Raw genomic sequence first — 17,399 nt, forward strand, 5'->3', positions numbered from 1 at the left:
GTTTTTCAGACGGCATTTTGTTTTTAAGGAAGCATCAACGGAAACGGACGATTTCCTTGTCTTCGATATGGATGCGTACCGTATCGTTTCCCGATATTTCACCGGCGTGCGGCATATCGAGGTTCAGCCACAGGATGCCGTGTTTCGGATGGAGGACGGACAGGCTGAACGATTCGGGCAAACAGGTACGGGATAATACGCGGCACTCCATGCCGTCTTGGTCGAAACGCACCGCATTTTGCGGGATATGGCGGTCATCGTCGGTGTTGGGCAGACCCATCAGTCGGGCGACCTGCACGCAGGATGGTGTTTTGACCAATGTTTCGGGCGTGCCGTATTGTAGAATCCTCCCTTCATGCATCACGGCGATTTCGTCCGCCGCCGTGCAGGCCTCTTCGGGCGAATGCGTTACCAAAACGGCAGGGATGCCGCCGTTTCGGATACGTTCGGCAGTCATGCGGCGCAGCCGGTCGCGCAAATGCGTGTCCAAACTGGAAAACGATTCGTCCAGCAACAGCAGGGAAGGGCGGACAACCAAAGCGCGCGCCAGTGCCAACCGTTGCTTCTCGCCTCCGGAAAGTTTTTCAGGCTTGCGGTGCACCTCGTTTTCCAGTCCGACTTCGGCAAGTGCCGACAAGGCGAGGCGTTCGGCTTTGGCTTTCGGCATTTTTTGCATTTTCAAACCGAATGCCGCATTTTCCAGCGCACTCATATGGGGAAACAGCGCGTAATCTTGAAACATCAGCGAAATACGGCGTTTTTCGGGCGGCATACGGGTAATGTTTTCCCCGTTCAGCCATATTTCGCCGCCGTCCGTCCGGACAATCCCCGCAATCATATTCAGCAGGGTGGATTTTCCGCATCCCGACCGCCCCAAAACGGCGAGTATTTTGCCGCGCCCGACAGTCAGGCAGATGTTGTCGGCGACGGTTTTATCGCCGAAGCGTTTGCAGAGTCCGTTCAGTTCAAGCATGGCGCATCCTATAAACGTATGCCGTCCAGCCACTCGGACAGCGGATGGGCGGCATCAATCAGACCGTAACGGCAAAACGCGTCCAGCGTAACCAGTTGCGCGTCGTGCATCATGTTTCCCGACAACATGGCGGCAACCAGGCTGCCGATGTCCATTTTCTCAAAACACGCCACCTCACCGTCCTGATTTTCAGGCAGGAAGGTTTCGGGCAGGACGGCATCGAATACATACAGGATTTCATTGTGGACACCCCGGCTGACGGGGCGCAGGCTGTGCAGCCGAGATACCGGACGGATGAGCGGAAACAGCATTTTATCCAAACTGGCTTCTTCGCTGCTTTCACGGCACACGGCTTCAGACGGCACTTCGCCGCCGGAAACACCGCCGGCGGCAGTATTGTCGAGTTTGTCGGGATCGACTGCTTTGTGCGGACTGCGCCTGCCTATCCAGAAATGCCATCGGCCGTCCGATTCGGTCAGACCGTTGAGATGGACGGCGCGGCTGAGCAGTCCGAACGGACGGAAAGCGGCGCGTTCGAGTGCGAACAAGATATTGCCAGCGTCGTCGGTCAGGTCGAAACACTCGTTGCGCCATCCGTGAAGCAGCCCCGCCTTGTTCCATGTGCGGGCGAGGTGCTGCAAGCGGCCGCCCATATCTGACCAGCCGTCCGCATTCAGAAAAATGCCGTCTGAAGACTCCGAGCAGCCTGCCCTCCAGTCTGTCTTAACGCGCTCCGCCCATTCCTGTGACAGATTTCCCAAAGGCAGACCGTTCAGATACAGTGTTTTCCAGCAACTTTCTGCACCGTAACTTGCTTTTGCCCACTCGAACAGGGCATCAAGGTCGTGTTTGCTGACGGATTCGGTAAAACGGACGGTCGGCATAGTCGGCTTTCTTGAACATAATGCGGAAGATTGTAGCCAAACCGCCTGAATTTGCAACCGCAAACAGACGGCGGTCTGCCGTTCCGATATTGCGGCAGGAAGGAAAATCCGGCAAAAAACGGAGGTAGCAGGAAACAGGCAAAACAAAACCCCTCGGCATTGAACCGAGGGGTTTGATATTTGGTTGCGGGAGCAGGATTCGAACCTACGACCTTCGGGTTATGAGCCCGACGAGCTACCATGCTGCTCCATCCCGCGTCAGAAGATGAAACTATACGGTAGATTTTTTATGTTGTCAAACATTACTTCCGCGAAAAATCATAAAATTTTGCCGTCCGGCGGTTTATGCCTGATTTGAAATATTATTTTCTTTACAAAAGTTCATGTTCGTGATTTAATTTTGGTTAACATTGAAACAGGGGTGCTGCCTGATGTTCAGGCGGCTGAGAAATACCCTTTACACCCGATCGGGATAATACCTGCGTGGGGAGTTTTCACGGATTCTGCCTTTCAGACGGCATTGGTTTTCAAATGCCGTCTGAAAACGCAAAACGCTCCTGTTTCTTTATTCTAAACGAGAAAACAGGAGCATTTTTTATGACTACGCCAAAAAAAACTGCCAAAACTTCCGGCAACGAAGCGCGCGAGCTTGCCGACTTGAGCGAAGACATCGGCATCCGCTTCAAATATCCGAACTCCGAACGCGTGTATCTGCAAGGCAGCCGCGACGACATCCGCGTGCCTTTGCGCGAAATCCGTCAGGACGACACTTACACGGCGCAAGGTACGGAAGCCAATCCGCCGATTCCCGTTTATGACACCAGCGGCGTGTACGGCGACCCGGCGGCACACATCGACCTGAAACAAGGCTTGCCGCACATCCGCACGGCGTGGCTGGACGAACGCGGCGATACCGAAATCCTGCCCAAGCTCTCCAGCGAATACGGCATTGAACGCGCGCACGACCCGCAAACCGCCCATCTGCGTTTCAACCAAATCACCCGTCCGCGCCGCGCGAAAAGCGGCCGCAATGTAACCCAGCTTCACTACGCGCGCCAAGGCATTATCACGCCCGAAATGGAGTTTGTCGCCATACGCGAACGTTTAAAATTAGACGAATTGTCCCAAAAACCGGAATACGCCAAGCTCTTGAAACAGCATGCAGGACAAAGTTTCGGCGCGAACATCCCGACCCGTCCCGACCAAATCACGCCCGAATTTGTACGCCAAGAAATCGCCGCCGGACGCGCGATTATCCCCGCCAACATCAACCACCCCGAACTCGAACCGATGATTATCGGCCGCAACTTCCGAGTCAAAATCAACGGCAATTTGGGCAACTCCGCCGTCACTTCCAGCCTGACCGAAGAAGTCGAAAAAATGGTGTGGTCGCTGCGTTGGGGCGCGGATACGATTATGGATTTGTCCACCGGTGCGCACATCCACGAGACGCGCGAATGGATTATCCGCAACGCGCCCGTCCCCATCGGCACAGTGCCCATCTATCAGGCTTTGGAAAAAACCGGCGGCATTGCCGAAGACCTGACTTGGGATTTGTTCCGCGACACTTTAATCGAACAGGCGGAGCAAGGAGTGGACTATTTCACCATACACGCGGGCGTGTTGCTGCGCTATGTACCGATGACCGCCAACCGCCTCACCGGTATCGTATCGCGCGGGGGTTCGATTATGGCGAAATGGTGTCTCGCCCACCACAAAGAAAACTTCCTCTACACGCATTTCGACGAAATCTGCGAAATTATGAAAGCCTACGACGTATCGTTCAGCCTCGGCGACGGCCTGCGCCCCGGCTGCATTGCCGATGCCAACGACGAATCCCAATTTGCCGAGCTGCACACCTTGGGCGAATTGACCGCCAAAGCGTGGGAACACGACGTACAAGTGATGATCGAAGGTCCCGGCCATGTACCGCTGCAACGCGTCAAAGAAAATATGACCGAAGAGCTGCAACACTGCTTTGAAGCACCGTTTTACACCCTCGGCCCGCTCGTTACCGACATCGCCCCCGGCTACGACCACATCACCTCGGGCATAGGCGCGGCCAATATCGGCTGGTACGGCACGGCGATGCTTTGTTACGTTACCCCCAAAGAGCATTTGGGGCTGCCCGACAAAGAAGATGTGCGCACCGGCATCATCACCTACAAACTCGCCGCCCACGCCGCCGACCTCGCCAAAGGCTGGCCGGGCGCACAGTTGCGCGACAACGCCCTGAGCAAGGCGCGTTTCGAGTTCCGCTGGCGCGACCAATTCCGCCTCAGCCTCGACCCCGAACGCGCCGAAAGCTTCCACGACGAAACCCTGCCCGCCGAAGGCGCGAAAATCGCCCACTTCTGCTCGATGTGCGGCCCCAAATTCTGCTCGATGAAAATCACGCAGGAAGTGCGCGACTACGCCGACAAGCAAAAAGCCCAACGGCAGGGTATGGAAGAAAAAGCGGTCGAGTTCGTCAAAAAAGGCGCGAAGATTTACAGTTAAACATCAAGCAAAAAATGCTGTCTGAAAACCGGATGTCGGGTTTCAGACGGCATTCTTTCGCTTGTGAAAATGATTAAACAACCGATAATTAAAGTAATTTTTAAAATTTTTATATTCACATAGATGGGGATGATGGGATTTAGGGTTCTGATTTTGTTTTTGAGAGAATGAAGGAATTTGAGATTGTGGGCGATTATCGGGAAAAATAGAATCTTTCCGCCGTCATTCCCGCGCAGGCGGGAATCCAGGCCCGTCCGCACGGAAACTTATATGTCGTCATTCCACCCATCCCGCGCCACCCTCAACGGTTCAAATCCACACAAAAAAACACATCCCGTCATTCCCACGAAAGTGGGAATCTAAGACTCGGGGTTGGAGAAACCGTTTTATCCGATAAGTTTCCGCACCGACAAAACTAGATTCCCGCCTGCGCGGGAATGACGGCATATCGGCAGGCGCAGGATAAATGCGTAAGGTGCTGTATATGGCTACCGTGGTAGCGACACGTTTTGAACCGCTTATTCGGGATTTCTACCAACGCCTGCTGTCCAAGGGTAAGCCGTATAAGGTTGCCGTTACGGCATGTATGCGCAAACTGCTGACGATATTGAATGTCCGGATGAGTGATTATTTTGTCGAAAACGATACCGCCGAAAACGGTATCCGGACGGCTTGATTTGAGTTTTAGTATTTTTGCCCGACGGGGTGAAAAATACAGTTGCTACGGCTCGATGAATCGTCAGAAATACCCGAACCGTCATTCCCGCGCAGGCGGGAATCCAGACTGGTCGGCACGGAAACTTATCGGGAAAAAAGGTTTCTCCGGCCCTGAATCCTGGATTCCCACTTTCGTGGGAATGACGGCGGTAGATTTGGCGGATGCGGCGGATTTGGCAGGCCTCAACCCATCCTACAACCCACTCTGCCCGCTTTTTATGAATCCGCCGCCATCCCGGAAAACGCAAAAAATGCCGTCCGAAAACCTTTCAGACGGCATTTTTGCGGGCAAATCAGTAAAAGACTTCGCGCCAGCTTAAGCGTTTCATACCGCACGTCGGACCGGGCAGGTTTCGGGTTTCGGAAGGGCGGTGTGAAATGAAACGCGGCGGATGACACGGATGCCGTCTGAAAGCGGCGGGCCGGCCCGGCAGCGTCAACCCAAGGCGAAAAGTTCCCTGCCGCGGTCTTTGAGCCATTGCTTGGCTTCGTCTGCGTAGGGTGCGAAGCAGCGGGTCAGCGCCCAGAACGCGCGGCTGTGGTCGGCGTGGGCGAGGTGGCAGAGTTCGTGTATGCAGACATAGTCGGCAACGTATTCCGGTGCGCCGACCAGCCGCCAGTTGAGGCGTATGCCTGTGGTTTTGCGGCACACGCCCCAGAAGGTTTTGGCAGAGGTCAGCGAGGAGGAGGCGGGGAACAGTTGTGTGGTGCGGGCGTGGTGTTCGAGGCGGGGAAGCAGGTAGCTTTGAGCCTGCCGTTTCAGAAAGGTTGCCAACAGTGCTGCCTGTTTGTCGTGCGTGTCTTCGGGAACGCGGATTTCAGACGGCATCAGTAGGATTTGCGTGTCTTGATGGGCGGTGAGGGCAAGCTGTCTGCCGTGGAACCAGATATGTTCGGGCAGCCGGTTTTCGGCAGTTTGCGGCGGCGGTGTTTTCGCCAGTGTTTGCCGCAGGACGGCTTCGTTTTCATACAGCCAGCGGTTTAGAGCGGAGACGGAGAAGCAGGGTGGGACGCTGATGCGGACGGTATGTGTGCCGGCGGGGCGGATAATCAGGTTTTTCTTGGCACGGCGCTTGATTTCGACGGTCAGTTCCATGCCGTCTGAAAGGGTGTAGACAAAGGCGGTCATGCGGTTTCAGACGGCATTTTGGCGGCAAACGGGCCTGCGCCGGAAATGAGCGGCTGCTGCGTTTCGATGAGGTGTTCGCATTTTTCCATCAATTCGGCTTCGCTGCCGCTTGCGTGCGGGATGGTCGGACAGATGACGACGGTGATTTCCCCCGGATATTTCAGAAAGGAGTTTTTCGGCCAAAATTCGCCGCTGTTGAGGGCGACGGGGACGATGTCCATCTCAAACATTTTCGCCATGCGCGCGCCGCCGAGTTTGTATTTGCCGCGTTTTCCGGGCGCAAGGCGCGTGCCTTCGGGGAAAATGGTAATCCAATAGCCTTCGTTTTTGCGCGCCAACCCCTGTTTTATGAGCTGCTCGTTGGCTTCGCGGCGGTTGTTGCGGTCTATGCCTATGGTTTTGACCAGTTTCAAGCCCCAGCCGAAAAAGGGGATTTTGAACAACTCGCGTTTGGCAACGTAAACCTGCGGCGGAAAAATGTCCTGAAGGGCAAGCGTTTCCCAGCCGCTTTGGTGTTTGGCGCAGATGACGGCGGGGCGGTCGGGGATGTTTTCCGCGCCGATGATGCGGTATTTGAGCCCGACGATGTGTTTGAGCGAGAGGTTGAGGATTTTGACCCAGACCCGCGCCATCTTGTGCGCCCCGTCCCGGAAAGGCGAGGCGAGCAGCATAAAGGGAAAGAGGAAAATCAGGGTGGAACAGAGTATCAGCCAGTAAATCAGGTTGCGGATGATGAGCATGGTTTTGCCTTGTCGGAATGCGGTATGTTCAGTCGGCTTGCGGTGCGGCGTTTTCCTGTATGATGTATTGTGAGAAATCGAGCAGGGTATCGAAAACCTGTGTGTGTTCGGGCAATTCGTGTCCGTGTTGGGAGAGCGTTTTTTTGCCTTTTCCGGTCAGAACCAGCGCGGGTTTGCCGCCGACGGCATCGATTGCCTGCAAATCGCGCAGGCTGTCGCCGACCAGCCAGGTTTCCGAGGCTTGGGCGTTGAAGCGTCCGATGATGTCTTCAATCATACCCGGTTTGGGCTTGCGGCAGTTGCAGTTGTCGGCATCGGTGTGCGGGCAGAACCAGATGCCGTTGATTTCGCCGCCCGCCTGACGGATGAGGCGGTGCATTTTGGCATGCATTTCGGTGAGGTCTTGAACGGTAAAATATTTGCGGCCGATGCCGGATTGGTTGGTGGCAACGGCAACGGTGCAGCCTGCCTGCGTCAGGAATGCCACCGCATCCATGCTGCCTTCGATAGGTATCCACTCGTCAACGGATTTGACGAAGTCGTCGCGGTCCCGGTTGATGACGCCGTCGCGGTCGAGAATGATGAGTTTCATCGCGTTTCCTTTGGATTGGGGCAGGTCGGGGGTGGCATTATACTGAAATATCGGTGGAAATGCGCCTGTGCTGCGCGATAACGAGGCAATGCCGTCTGAAGCCGCCGGCGGGCTTCAGACGGCATTTTGCCTTTATCCTTTAAATACGGGGACGAGTTCCATTTGGCTCAATACCTGTGCGGCGATGTTGACGATGCCGAAAAGGAAGACACAAACCATCAGCCACAAGCCGCCGTAAACTTTATAGGTTTTACCTGCGCCGAATTTTTTGCGTGAACGGTAGAGCAGCATAGCGGGGATGATGCCTGTCCAGATGGTTGCTGCCAGGCCGACGTAGCCGATGGCAGTAACGAAGCCGGTAGGGAAGAGCAGGCAGGAAATTAGAGGCGGCAGGAAGGTCAGCGCGGCGGTTTTGGTGCGGCCGGAGATGCTGTCGTTCCATTTGAAGATGTCGGCGATGTAGTCGAACAGACCTAAGGTTACGCCTAAAAACGAGGTGGCGATTGCCATGTAGGAAAACAGGGACAATATTTTATCCATATTGCCGGTTTGGGCGAATTTGGACAGGGTTTCAATCAGGACGGAGACTTGCCCTTCGGCGGCGATGACGGGGGCGAACTCGTTGCGCGGCAGGTTGCCTTGGATGGCGATTTGCCAGAGGACGTAAATTACCAGCGCAATCAGTGTGCCCGTCCAGATAGATTTCGCCACTTTGGGCGCGTCGCCTTTAAAGTATTTAAGCAGGCTGGAGACGTTGCCGTGGAAGCCGAAGGAAGCGAGGCAGACGGGCAGGGCGGTGGCGACATAAATCCAGTAGTTGGTGCCGGTAGGGGCTTGGGTGTCAAATAAGACAGGCATTTTGGCATCGGCAATTAGGCTGCCGGTTGCCCAAATAAAGGTTAATACCATGCCGCCGATGAGGACGCTGGTGAAGCGGTCGACCAAGCGTGCGGATGCCCATACGCAAAAGGCGAGGATGCCGAAGAAGACGAGTTGGCCGACGGTGAGCGAAATTTCTCCGCCTGCCGCGCTGCCCAGCCCTTTGGCGGTCAGGTCGCCGCCGACGAAGATATAAGCGTAAGTAAGCAGGTATAAAACGAAGGCGACGGCGATGCCGTTGATGATGTTCCAGCTCCGTCCGAGCAGGTCTTTGACCATGGTGTCGAAACTTGCGCCGTGGGGATAGTGGGTGTTGACTTCCAAAATCATCAGGCCGCTGGAGAGCATGGAAAACCAGGTGTACAGCAACACGGCCAGCGAGCCGGTAAACCATACGCCGGAGGTGGCGGTGGGGTTGGCGAGCATACCTGCGCCGATGACCGTGCCGGCGATAATCATCGCGCCGCCGAACAGGGAAGGGGTTTTGGTTGACATATTTTATCTTTCTGACGAAAAGCGTGGCCGCCATTATGCCGTAAAGTGCGGGGGGCTGTAAGGTGTTTGCAGTCATGCCGTCTGAAAGTCTGTTCAGACGGCATGACGTTCCATAGTATAATCTTTTCCCTTTTGGGCAACGGCGGACGCCGCCGTGTTTTTGAATGATGGGAGGCAGGATGTCTGACAGAAAATATAATGTGGACGCAGAGGAAATTGCCAAGTTCAGCCGGATTGCCGACAAATGGTGGGACAAGTCGGGCGAATTCAAGTCCTTGCACGACATCAATCCGCTGAGGCTGGATTATATCGACGGACACGCAAATTTGCGCGGCAAACGGGTTTTGGACGTGGGCTGCGGCGGCGGCATCCTGGCGGAAAGTATGGCGCGGCGCGGCGCGGCGTTTGTCAAAGGCATTGATATGGCGGAGCAGTCGCTGGAAACCGCCCGCCTGCACGCGGCTTTGAACAATGTCACCGATATCGAATACGAATGTATCCGCGTGGAAGACCTTGCCGAGGCGGAGCCTCACTCGTTCGATGTGGTAACGTGCATGGAAATGATGGAACACGTCCCCGATCCCGCCGCCATCGTGCGTGCTTGTGCCAAGCTGGTCAAGCCGGACGGCATGGTGTTTTTTTCCACCATCAATAAAAACCCGAAATCGTACCTGCATCTGATTGTGGCGGCGGAATATCTGTTGAAGTTTGTCCCCAAAGGCACGCACGACTGGAAAAAATTCATCGCGCCTGCCGAGCTGGCGCGGATGTGCCGTCAGGCGGGCTTGGATGTGGCGGATACGAAGGGTATGACTTACCATGTGTTGTCGCAAACTTATGCCCTGTGCGATTCGACCGATGTGAATTATATGTTTGCCTGCCGTCCGGCGTTCTGACGGCGGGTTTGCCCGTTTTTGAGCAAGTGAGTTGATATGTCTGTCTATACCAGTGTTTCCGATGATGAAATGCGCGGCTTCCTGAGCGGTTACGATTTGGGGGAATTTGTTTCCCTGCAGGGTATCGCGCAGGGGATTACCAACAGCAATTATTTTCTGACGACGACTTCGGGACGTTATGTGCTGACCGTGTTTGAAGTGTTGAAACAGGAAGAGTTGCCGTTTTTTCTGGAGCTTAACCGGCATTTGAGTATGAAGGGCGTGGCGGTTGCCGCGCCGGTTGCGCGCAAAGACGGCCGGCTTGATTCCGTTTTGGCGGGCAAGCCCGCCTGTCTGGTTGCCTGCCTGAAAGGTTCGGATACTGCGCTGCCGACGGCGGAGCAGTGTTTCCATACCGGTGCGATGCTGGCCAAAATGCACCTTGCCGCCGCCGATTTCCCTTTGGAAATGGAAAACCCGCGTTACGATGCGTGGTGGACGGAGGCGTGCGCCCGACTGCTGCCTGTCCTGTCGCAAGCCGATGCCGCGCTGCTGTGTTCCGAAATCGATGCGCTGAAGGACAATCTCGGCAATCATCTGCCTTCGGGCATCATCCACGCCGATTTGTTTAAAGACAATGTGTTGCTTGACGGCGGTCAGGTATCGGGCTTCATCGATTTCTATTACGCCTGCCGGGGCAATTTTATGTATGACTTGGCGATTGCGGTCAACGATTGGGCAAGGACGGCGGACAATAAGTTGGATGAGGCGTTGAAAAAGGCGTTTATCGGCGGTTATGAGGGCGTACGCCCCTTGAGTACCGAAGAAAAGGCGTATTTCCCGACCGCCCAACGCGCCGGCTGCATCCGTTTTTGGGTGTCGCGCCTGTTGGATTTTCATTTTCCGCAGGAGGGCGAGATGACGTTTATCAAAGACCCGAACGCGTTCCGCAACCTGCTGTTGAGTTTGGATTGAGTGCGTCCGGCGTTTGACAGAAATGCCGTCTGAAAGGGTTTCAGACGGCATTTTGTTTCGGGTTTGAATATGTTTTCCGGATGTTTTCCGGTTCGGCGTACCGGTTTCGGCTGCTTTGTTACGCACCCGCGCTGCTGTCCGATGCTGAATTTCAGCGGACGGATAAAATTGTGCAGTCATTTTTGATCGGCTTTGGGTACAATCCAGCCATTATGTTTTGAAATGGGAAAACGGATGGATATGCGGCGTTGGGCGGTTGTCGGATTGGTTACGCTGCCGCCCCTGTGTTTTTTGACCGTGATGGTGCTTGCACCTTTGTGGGCGATGGCGGCATATGACGGTTTGGCATGGGGCGCGGTGCTGTCGGATGCCTATATGCTCAAACGTTTGGCGTGGACGGTGTTTCAGGCGGCGGCAACCTGTATCTTGGTGCTTCCCTTGGGCGTACCTGTCGCGTGGGTGCTGGCGCGGCTGGCGTTCCCGGGGCGGACTTTCGTGCTGCGCCTGCTGATGCTGCCTTTCGTGATGCCGACGCTGGTGGCGGGCGTGGGCGTGCTGGCTCTGTTCGGGGCGGACGGCCTGTTGTGGCGCGGCTGGCAGGATACGCCGTATCTGTTGTTGTACGGCAATGTGTTTTTCAACCTGCCCGTGCTGGTCAGGGCGGCGTATCAGGGGTTTGTGCAAGTGCCTGCGGCACGGCTTCAGACGGCACGGACGTTGGGCGCGGGGGCGTGGCGGCGGTTTTGGGACATTGAAATGCCCGTTTTGCGCCCGTGGCTTGCCGGCGGCGTGTGCCTTGTCTTTCTGTATTGTTTTTCGGGGTTCGGGCTGGCGCTGCTGCTGGGCGGCAGCCGTTATGCCACGGTCGAAGTGGAAATTTACCAATTGGTTATGTTCGAACTCGATATGGCGGGGGCTTCGGCACTGGTGTGGCTGGTGTTGGGGGTAACGGCGGCGGCGGGATTGCTGTATGCGTGGTTCGGCAGACGCGCGGGTTCGGATAAGGCGGTTTCTCCTGTGATGCCGTCTGAACCGCAGTCGGTCTGGGAATATGTGCTGTTGGCGTTTGCGGCGGCGGTGTTGGGCATATGCTGCCTGTTCCCGTTGGCTGCGGTCGTGGTAAAGACCTGTTCTGCGGGAGAATCTTGGCAGGTGTTGGCGGAACGCGAAACTTGGCAGGCGGTGTGGAATACTTTGCGCTTCTCGGCGGCGGCGGTATTTTCAGCGGCGGTATTGGGTGTCATGTATGCGGCGGCGGCGCGGCGGTCGGCGTGGATGCGCGGGCTGATGTTTTTGCCGTTTATGGTGTCGCCGGTTTGTGTTTCGGCAGGCGTGCTGCTGCTTTATCCGCAGTGGACGGCTTCGTTGCCGTTGCTGCTGGCGATGTATGCGCTGCTGGCTTATCCGTTTGTGGCAAAAGATGTTTTATCTGCCTGGGATGCACTGCCGCCGGATTACGGCAGGGCGGCGGCGGGGTTGGGCGCAAACGGCTTTCAGACGGCATACCGTATTACGCTCCCCCTCTTGAAACCGGCGTTGCGGCGCGGGCTGACCTTGGCGGCGGCGACGTGTGTGGGCGAATTTGCGGCAACCTTGTTCCTGTCGCGCCCCGAGTGGCAGACGCTGACGACGCTGATTTACGCCTATTTGGGGCGTGCGGGTGAGGACAATTATGCGCGGGCAATGGTGTTGACATTGCTGTTGTCGGCATTTGCGGTGTGCATTTTCCTGCTGTTGGACAACGGTGAAGGCGGAAAACAGACGGAAACGTTATAATGTGAACCCTTTTTCAGAGGACGGCAAAATGAGCGAGTTGAGCGAAATCCTTTCCTATAATCAGAAGTTTGTCGAGTCAGGCGAATATGAGAAATATTTTACCGATAAATACCCGGGCAGGGAGTTGGCGATTTTGTCCTGCATGGATGCGCGGATTATCGAGCTGCTGCCCAATGCTTTGGGGTTGAGGAACGGCGATGCCAAACTGATTAAAAATGCAGGTGCGCTGGTTGCGCATCCGTGGGGTTCGGTAATGAGGAGCCTGCTGGTTGCCGTGTTTGAACTGAAAGTCAAAGAAATCATGGTCATCTCCCATCACGATTGCGGTATGCAGGGATTGAATGCGGCCGGCTTTCTCAGTAAGGTGCATGAAAGCAATATTCCCGACGACCGTATCGAAACCCTGCGTTATGCAGGTGTCGACCTCGACGGCTGGCTGACCGGTTTCGACAACGTCGAAGACAGCGTGCGCCATACGGTCGAACTCATCCGCCGCCATCCGTTGATGCCGCGCCATATTGCCGTTCACGGATTGGTCATCCATCCCGTTACCGGCAAACTGACCCTGATTGTGGACGGCAGTGTTTCAGACGGCATGGACTTATCGGAAGGAATGGAAACATCATGAAGAAAATCGGACTGTTCGGCGGCACTTTCGACCCGATACACAACGGGCATCTTCATATCGCCCGTGCCTTTGCCGATGAAATCGGGTTGGACACGGTTGTTTTCCTGCCGGCAGGCGGCCCGTATCACAAAGATGCCGCCTCCGCTTCCGCCGCGGACCGCCTTGCCATGGTCGAACTGGCGACGGCAGAAGACGCGCGTTTTGCCGTCAGCGACTGCGACATCGTCCGAGAAGGCACGACTTACACCTTCGACACCGTACAAATCTTCCGCCAGCAGTTCCCGTCCGCACAACTTTGGTGGCTGATGGGCAGCGACAGCCTGATGAAGCTGCACACATGGAAAAAATGGCAGATGCTCGTGCGCGAAACCAATATCGCCGTCGCCATGCGGCAGGGCGACAGCCTGCACCAAACCCCGCGCGAACTGCACGCGTGGCTGGGCAATGCGCTTCAGGACGGCAGCGTCCGCATCTTGTCCGCCCCGATGCATAATATGTCGTCAACGGAAATCCGCCGCAACCTGAGTGCCGCCGGTGTTTCAGACGGCATCCCGCCTGCCGCTGCCTGTTATATCCGAGAACACCGGCTGTACGAAAAATAAAGTCAAATCAGTAAGGAACGGCTATAATGCCGTCTGAAAACATCCCGTTAGGAACATAATGAACGAACAAGAACTGCAAGACCTGCAAAAAATGGTCGAGGTGGCCGTCAACGCCCTCGAAGACATCAAAGCCAAAGACATTTCCGTTCTCGAAACGCAAGACAAAACTTCGCTGTTTGCCAGAATGATTATCGCCAGCGGCGACAGTACGCGCCAAGTCAAAGCATTGGCCAACAACGTTGCCGTCGATTTGAAAGAAGCCGGTTTTGAAATCCTCAGTACCGAAGGCGACAGCGGCGAATGGACGTTGGTTGATGCAGGCGACCTCGTCGTCCACGTCATGCTCCCTGCCGTGCGCGACTTCTACGACATCGACACCCTCTGGGGTGGCGAAAAACCGAGTTTCCACGCCGGAATGCAGAAGCCGTGGCACGCGGCAGACTGATTCCCGATGCCGTCTGAATGTTCAGACGGCATTTTCCTGTAAGGGAGAAAGCATTGAACATTACCGTTTTGGCAGTCGGCACCAAAATGCCGCGCTGGGTTGATGAGGCCGTCGCCGAATACGCCAAACGCTTCGGACGCGACATCGCCTATGCACTCAAAGAAATCAAACCCGAAAAACGCGGCGCGGGCGTGAATGCCGCCCAAGGTATGGCGGCAGAAGAAAAACGCATCCTCGAAGCCATACCGCAAGGCGCGTTCCTCGTCGTTCTTGACGAACGCGGCAAAGCACCGACCTCCGTCGAGCTGGCGGAACACCTCAAAAGCTGGCAGCAAAACGGCGAGCACGTCTGCTTCGTCATCGGCGGCGCGGACGGCATGACCGACCGCCTCAAACAACAAGCCCGCATGATGATGCGCCTGTCCAGCCTCACCCTGCCGCACGGCATGGTGCGCGTCCTTCTGACCGAGCAGCTCTACCGGGCCGTTTCCATCCTGCATAACCATCCTTATCATCGGGAATAAGAAGGCTTTTGCCCGCACCCCTAATCGGTTAAAATCACCCCGTTATTTCTGAACACACAGCAAAGGAATCCGCTATGGCACGCATGGTATTCTGCGTTAAGCTCAACAAAGAAGCCGAAGGCATGAAATTTCCACCGCTTCCCAACGAATTGGGCAAGCGCATTTTTGAAAACGTATCGCAAGAAGCATGGATGGCGTGGACGCGCCACCAAACCATGCTGATTAACGAAAACCGCTTAAGCCTTGCCGATCCGCGCGCGCGCGAATATCTGGCGCAGCAGATGGAGCAGTATTTCTTCGGCGACGGCGCGGATGCCGTTCAGGGGTATGTTCCGCAATAAACGGTTTTCCGTTTTGAACACAGGCTGTCCGAACCTGCTTCAGACGGCCTTTAAAATACGCCGGACAACTTTATCTTCACGCAACCGGACAAATTTTGACATTGGGCAATGTTAAAATCCCCCGTTATTTCCAACCGCGCTTTCAGGAGCAGATGATATGCAACACGACGTTTACGACTACACCGCGCATACGGTTTCTAAAAACACCGTCCTGCAGAAAACCTACCGCCTGCTCGGATTTTCTTTCATTCCGGCTGCCGCAGGCGCAGTGCTTGCTGCCAATGCCGGTTTCAATTTTTACGCCGCCTTCGGTTCGCGCTGGATAGGATTTGCCGTCGTGTTGGCGTTTTTCTACGGTATGATCCACTTCATCGAGAAAAACCGTTACAGCAATACCGGCGTTGCCTTGCTGATGGTATTCACATTCGGTATGGGCGTATTGATCGGCCCCGTGCTGCAATACGCGCTTCATATTGCCGACGGTGCGAAAATCGTCGGCATTGCCGCCGCGATGACCGCCGCCGTCTTTTTAACGATGTCCGCCTTGGCACGCCGGACCCGGCTCGATATGAACGCGCTCGGACGTTTCCTGACCGTAGGTGCAGTCATTCTGATGGTCGCCGTGGTTGCCAATCTGTTCTTAGGCATCCCTGCACTTGCCCTGACCATTTCGGCAGGTTTTGTCTTGTTCAGTTCCTTAATGATTATGTGGCAGGTGCGCACCGTCATCGACGGCGGAGAAGACAGCCACATCAGCGCGGCATTAACCATTTTCATCTCCTTATACAATATATTCAGCGGCTTGTTGCATATCCTATTGTCTCTAAACGGTGATGATTGATATCAGTAAAACGCCATCCGAACCATGCCGTCTGAAAAGTTATTTCAGACGGCATTTTGTTTTGGGCATACAATACGGATACACATTCATCAATATACGGCCGACCATGCTGTCGGAAGGAATCATATGTTACCGAATACACCGCGCCGAGCCGTTTATGCCGGCAGTTTCGATCCGCCCACATTGGGGCATCTGTGGATGATACGGCAGGCGCAATCTATGTTTGACGAACTCATCGTCGCTATCGGCATCAATCCCGACAAACGCAACACCTATACCGTCGCTGAAAGGCAGGATATGTTGTGCGCCATTACCGACAACTTCCCAAACGTCAGAATTGAAGTGTTTGAAAACCGGTTTTTGGTGCATTACGCCCGCGAAGTGCAGGCAGGATTCATCGTGCGCGGCATACGTTCTGCTTCGGATTACGAATACGAACGTTCCATGCGCCATATCAACAGCGACCTCGCACCCGAAATATCCACCGTATTCCTCATGCCGCCGCGCGAAATTGCCGAAGTGTCATCAACCATGGTCAAAGGATTGGTCGGGCCTGACGGCTGGATGGAAACCGTCAAAAGATATGTGCCGCCGGCCGTGTACCAAAAAATGATTGCAGAACATCACAACAATGCCTGACAGAAAGCTTCTGTCAAATATATTCAGGTTCAAATATGTGGGAAATCTTATTCAGACACCAAGATTTTGTCGCCATCAATAAACCTCAAGGCATATCCGTCCACCGTTCCGACGGCGAAGTCAGTCTGACGGCAACACTTGCGGCACAGTTGGGCGTAGAAAAGGTATGGTTGCTGCACAGGTTGGACAAGCAGACCGGAGGCATATTGCTGTTTGCCCTTAATCCCCAAAGTGCCGCTGTTCTTGCTGCACAGTTTGCCGAAAGGAAAATGAAGAAAACCTATTTGGCTTTGTCCGACCGCAAACCGTCCAAAAAACAAGGATGGATAAAAGGCGGCATGGAAAAATCCAGGCGCGGGATGTGGAAGCTGACGCACAATATGGAAAATATTGCCGTTACCCGATTCCACAGCATCAGTGTCGCCGAAAAACTGCGGCTGTTCATCCTTGAGCCCCATACGGGCAAAACGCACCAATTGAGAGTGGCGATGAAAAGTTTGGGCAGTCCGATTCTAGGCGACAGCTTATACGGCGGAACAGAATCCGAAACCATGTTTCTGTATGCATGGAGAATACAATTTGCCTACCAAAACCGACAAATCGAAATTGTTGCACCCTTAAAAAACGAATGGCAGACTGAAAATATTCATCGGGCACTGGAAGAATTCTGCATGGAAAATAAAATTGACTGATATAAATTAAATTTATAAACAAATAGATAAATATTTTTAGAGAAATTTCTTCAGAAAAGTATTGACCGTTTTCCCCTGTGGGCGTATAGTTCGGTTCTTCGCTGCTGCCGAAGCGGCGAACGAACTGGAAAGTATAGCACAGAATGTCGGGAA

The 17,399-nt window shown here is 54.8% G+C and carries 19 protein-coding genes, 1 tRNA gene, 1 pseudogene and 1 riboswitch; of the genes and pseudogenes, 14 read left to right on the top strand and 7 right to left on the bottom strand.

Annotation, left to right across the window (positions count from 1 at the left end; translation table 11 throughout):
* Window positions 1-34 precede the first annotated feature (34 nt).
* The 3 genes from Q3O06_RS04545 to Q3O06_RS04555 all read right to left on the bottom strand — a co-directional run bounded on the left by Q3O06_RS04545 (window position 35) and on the right by Q3O06_RS04555 (window position 2,115).
* Window positions 35-973 carry an ABC transporter ATP-binding protein gene (locus tag Q3O06_RS04545; protein ID WP_301817892.1) on the bottom strand — a complete coding sequence of 313 codons (939 nt, stop codon included), beginning with the start codon at window positions 971-973 and terminating at the stop codon, window positions 35-37.
* A gap of 8 nt (window positions 974-981) precedes the next feature.
* Complete coding sequence (locus Q3O06_RS04550) at window positions 982-1,857, bottom strand: NUDIX hydrolase (RefSeq protein WP_301817893.1); 876 nt, start codon at window positions 1,855-1,857, stop codon at window positions 982-984.
* A 181-nt stretch (window positions 1,858-2,038) separates the two neighbouring features.
* Window positions 2,039-2,115 (bottom strand) — tRNA-Met (locus tag Q3O06_RS04555).
* 149 nt (window positions 2,116-2,264) lie between these two features.
* Window positions 2,265-2,364, top strand: a riboswitch (TPP riboswitch).
* A gap of 90 nt (window positions 2,365-2,454) precedes the next feature.
* Between Q3O06_RS04555 and thiC the strand changes: the two genes are divergently transcribed.
* The 3 genes and pseudogenes from thiC to Q3O06_RS04570 all read left to right on the top strand — a co-directional run bounded on the left by thiC (window position 2,455) and on the right by Q3O06_RS04570 (window position 5,393).
* The gene (thiC, locus tag Q3O06_RS04560; protein ID WP_301817894.1) at window positions 2,455-4,356 is read left to right on the top strand and encodes a phosphomethylpyrimidine synthase ThiC; all 1,902 of its coding nucleotides are present in this window, start codon (window positions 2,455-2,457) and stop codon (window positions 4,354-4,356) included.
* A 466-nt stretch (window positions 4,357-4,822) separates the two neighbouring features.
* Window positions 4,823-5,032, top strand: a pseudogene (locus tag Q3O06_RS04565) (IS110 family transposase); the annotation flags it as partial.
* Window positions 5,033-5,087: 55 nt separating this feature from the next.
* The gene (locus Q3O06_RS04570; RefSeq protein WP_301817895.1) at window positions 5,088-5,393 is read left to right on the top strand and encodes a hypothetical protein; all 306 of its coding nucleotides are present in this window, start codon (window positions 5,088-5,090) and stop codon (window positions 5,391-5,393) included.
* A 116-nt stretch (window positions 5,394-5,509) separates the two neighbouring features.
* Here Q3O06_RS04570 and Q3O06_RS04575 read toward each other — a convergent pair whose 3' ends face one another.
* From Q3O06_RS04575 to Q3O06_RS04590, 4 genes are all read right to left on the bottom strand, one after another.
* Window positions 5,510-6,202, bottom strand: a complete 693-nt coding sequence (locus Q3O06_RS04575; protein WP_301817896.1) for a YgjP family zinc-dependent metalloprotease — start codon at window positions 6,200-6,202, stop codon at window positions 5,510-5,512.
* The gene (locus Q3O06_RS04580) at window positions 6,199-6,942 is read right to left on the bottom strand and encodes a lysophospholipid acyltransferase family protein (protein WP_002221698.1); all 744 of its coding nucleotides are present in this window, start codon (window positions 6,940-6,942) and stop codon (window positions 6,199-6,201) included. The genes Q3O06_RS04575 and Q3O06_RS04580 overlap by 4 nt, the downstream gene beginning before the upstream one ends.
* A 28-nt stretch (window positions 6,943-6,970) precedes the next feature.
* Window positions 6,971-7,534, bottom strand: coding sequence for a D-glycero-beta-D-manno-heptose 1,7-bisphosphate 7-phosphatase (gene gmhB, locus Q3O06_RS04585; protein WP_301817897.1), 564 nt, complete (start codon window positions 7,532-7,534; stop codon window positions 6,971-6,973).
* 132 nt (window positions 7,535-7,666) lie between these two features.
* Window positions 7,667-8,908 (bottom strand): aromatic amino acid transporter, encoded by a 1,242-nt coding sequence (locus Q3O06_RS04590; RefSeq protein WP_301817898.1) that lies wholly within the window; start codon window positions 8,906-8,908, stop codon window positions 7,667-7,669.
* 167 nt (window positions 8,909-9,075) lie between these two features.
* On the opposite strand from Q3O06_RS04590, the gene ubiG reads away from it, so the two are divergent.
* The 11 genes from ubiG to Q3O06_RS04645 all read left to right on the top strand — a co-directional run bounded on the left by ubiG (window position 9,076) and on the right by Q3O06_RS04645 (window position 17,246).
* Window positions 9,076-9,804, top strand: a complete 729-nt coding sequence (gene ubiG / locus Q3O06_RS04595; RefSeq protein ID WP_301817906.1) for a bifunctional 2-polyprenyl-6-hydroxyphenol methylase/3-demethylubiquinol 3-O-methyltransferase UbiG — start codon at window positions 9,076-9,078, stop codon at window positions 9,802-9,804.
* Between the two features lie 36 nt (window positions 9,805-9,840).
* Window positions 9,841-10,758 (top strand): homoserine kinase, encoded by a 918-nt coding sequence (gene thrB / locus Q3O06_RS04600; RefSeq protein WP_301817899.1) that lies wholly within the window; start codon window positions 9,841-9,843, stop codon window positions 10,756-10,758.
* A 234-nt stretch (window positions 10,759-10,992) separates the two neighbouring features.
* A complete protein-coding gene (locus Q3O06_RS04605) occupies window positions 10,993-12,534 on the top strand; it encodes an ABC transporter permease (RefSeq protein WP_301817900.1) in 1,542 nt (513 codons plus the stop codon).
* Window positions 12,535-12,562: 28 nt separating this feature from the next.
* On the top strand, window positions 12,563-13,162 hold the full coding sequence (locus Q3O06_RS04610) for a beta-class carbonic anhydrase (protein ID WP_003677311.1): 600 nt from the start codon (window positions 12,563-12,565) through the stop codon (window positions 13,160-13,162).
* Window positions 13,159-13,764 carry a nicotinate-nucleotide adenylyltransferase gene (gene nadD, locus Q3O06_RS04615; protein WP_301817901.1) on the top strand — a complete coding sequence of 202 codons (606 nt, stop codon included), beginning with the start codon at window positions 13,159-13,161 and terminating at the stop codon, window positions 13,762-13,764. The genes Q3O06_RS04610 and nadD overlap by 4 nt, the downstream gene beginning before the upstream one ends.
* A 58-nt stretch (window positions 13,765-13,822) precedes the next feature.
* Entirely contained in the window at window positions 13,823-14,209 is a 387-nt protein-coding gene (rsfS, locus tag Q3O06_RS04620; protein WP_002246503.1) for a ribosome silencing factor, read from the top strand.
* 53 nt (window positions 14,210-14,262) lie between these two features.
* Complete coding sequence (gene rlmH / locus Q3O06_RS04625; RefSeq protein ID WP_301817902.1) at window positions 14,263-14,733, top strand: 23S rRNA (pseudouridine(1915)-N(3))-methyltransferase RlmH; 471 nt, start codon at window positions 14,263-14,265, stop codon at window positions 14,731-14,733.
* 74 nt (window positions 14,734-14,807) lie between these two features.
* On the top strand, window positions 14,808-15,074 hold the full coding sequence (locus tag Q3O06_RS04630; protein WP_002223157.1) for an oxidative damage protection protein: 267 nt from the start codon (window positions 14,808-14,810) through the stop codon (window positions 15,072-15,074).
* A 157-nt stretch (window positions 15,075-15,231) separates the two neighbouring features.
* Window positions 15,232-15,915 (top strand): Bax inhibitor-1/YccA family protein, encoded by a 684-nt coding sequence (locus Q3O06_RS04635; protein ID WP_301817903.1) that lies wholly within the window; start codon window positions 15,232-15,234, stop codon window positions 15,913-15,915.
* Window positions 15,916-16,041: 126 nt separating this feature from the next.
* Window positions 16,042-16,554 (top strand): pantetheine-phosphate adenylyltransferase, encoded by a 513-nt coding sequence (coaD, locus tag Q3O06_RS04640; RefSeq protein WP_301817904.1) that lies wholly within the window; start codon window positions 16,042-16,044, stop codon window positions 16,552-16,554.
* Between the two features lie 35 nt (window positions 16,555-16,589).
* Complete coding sequence (locus Q3O06_RS04645) at window positions 16,590-17,246, top strand: TIGR01621 family pseudouridine synthase (protein ID WP_301817905.1); 657 nt, start codon at window positions 16,590-16,592, stop codon at window positions 17,244-17,246.
* Window positions 17,247-17,399: the final 153 nt, after the last annotated feature.

The organism is Neisseria maigaei, from assembly GCF_958267405.1.
Lineage (GTDB): Bacteria > Pseudomonadota > Gammaproteobacteria > Burkholderiales > Neisseriaceae > Neisseria > Neisseria bergeri.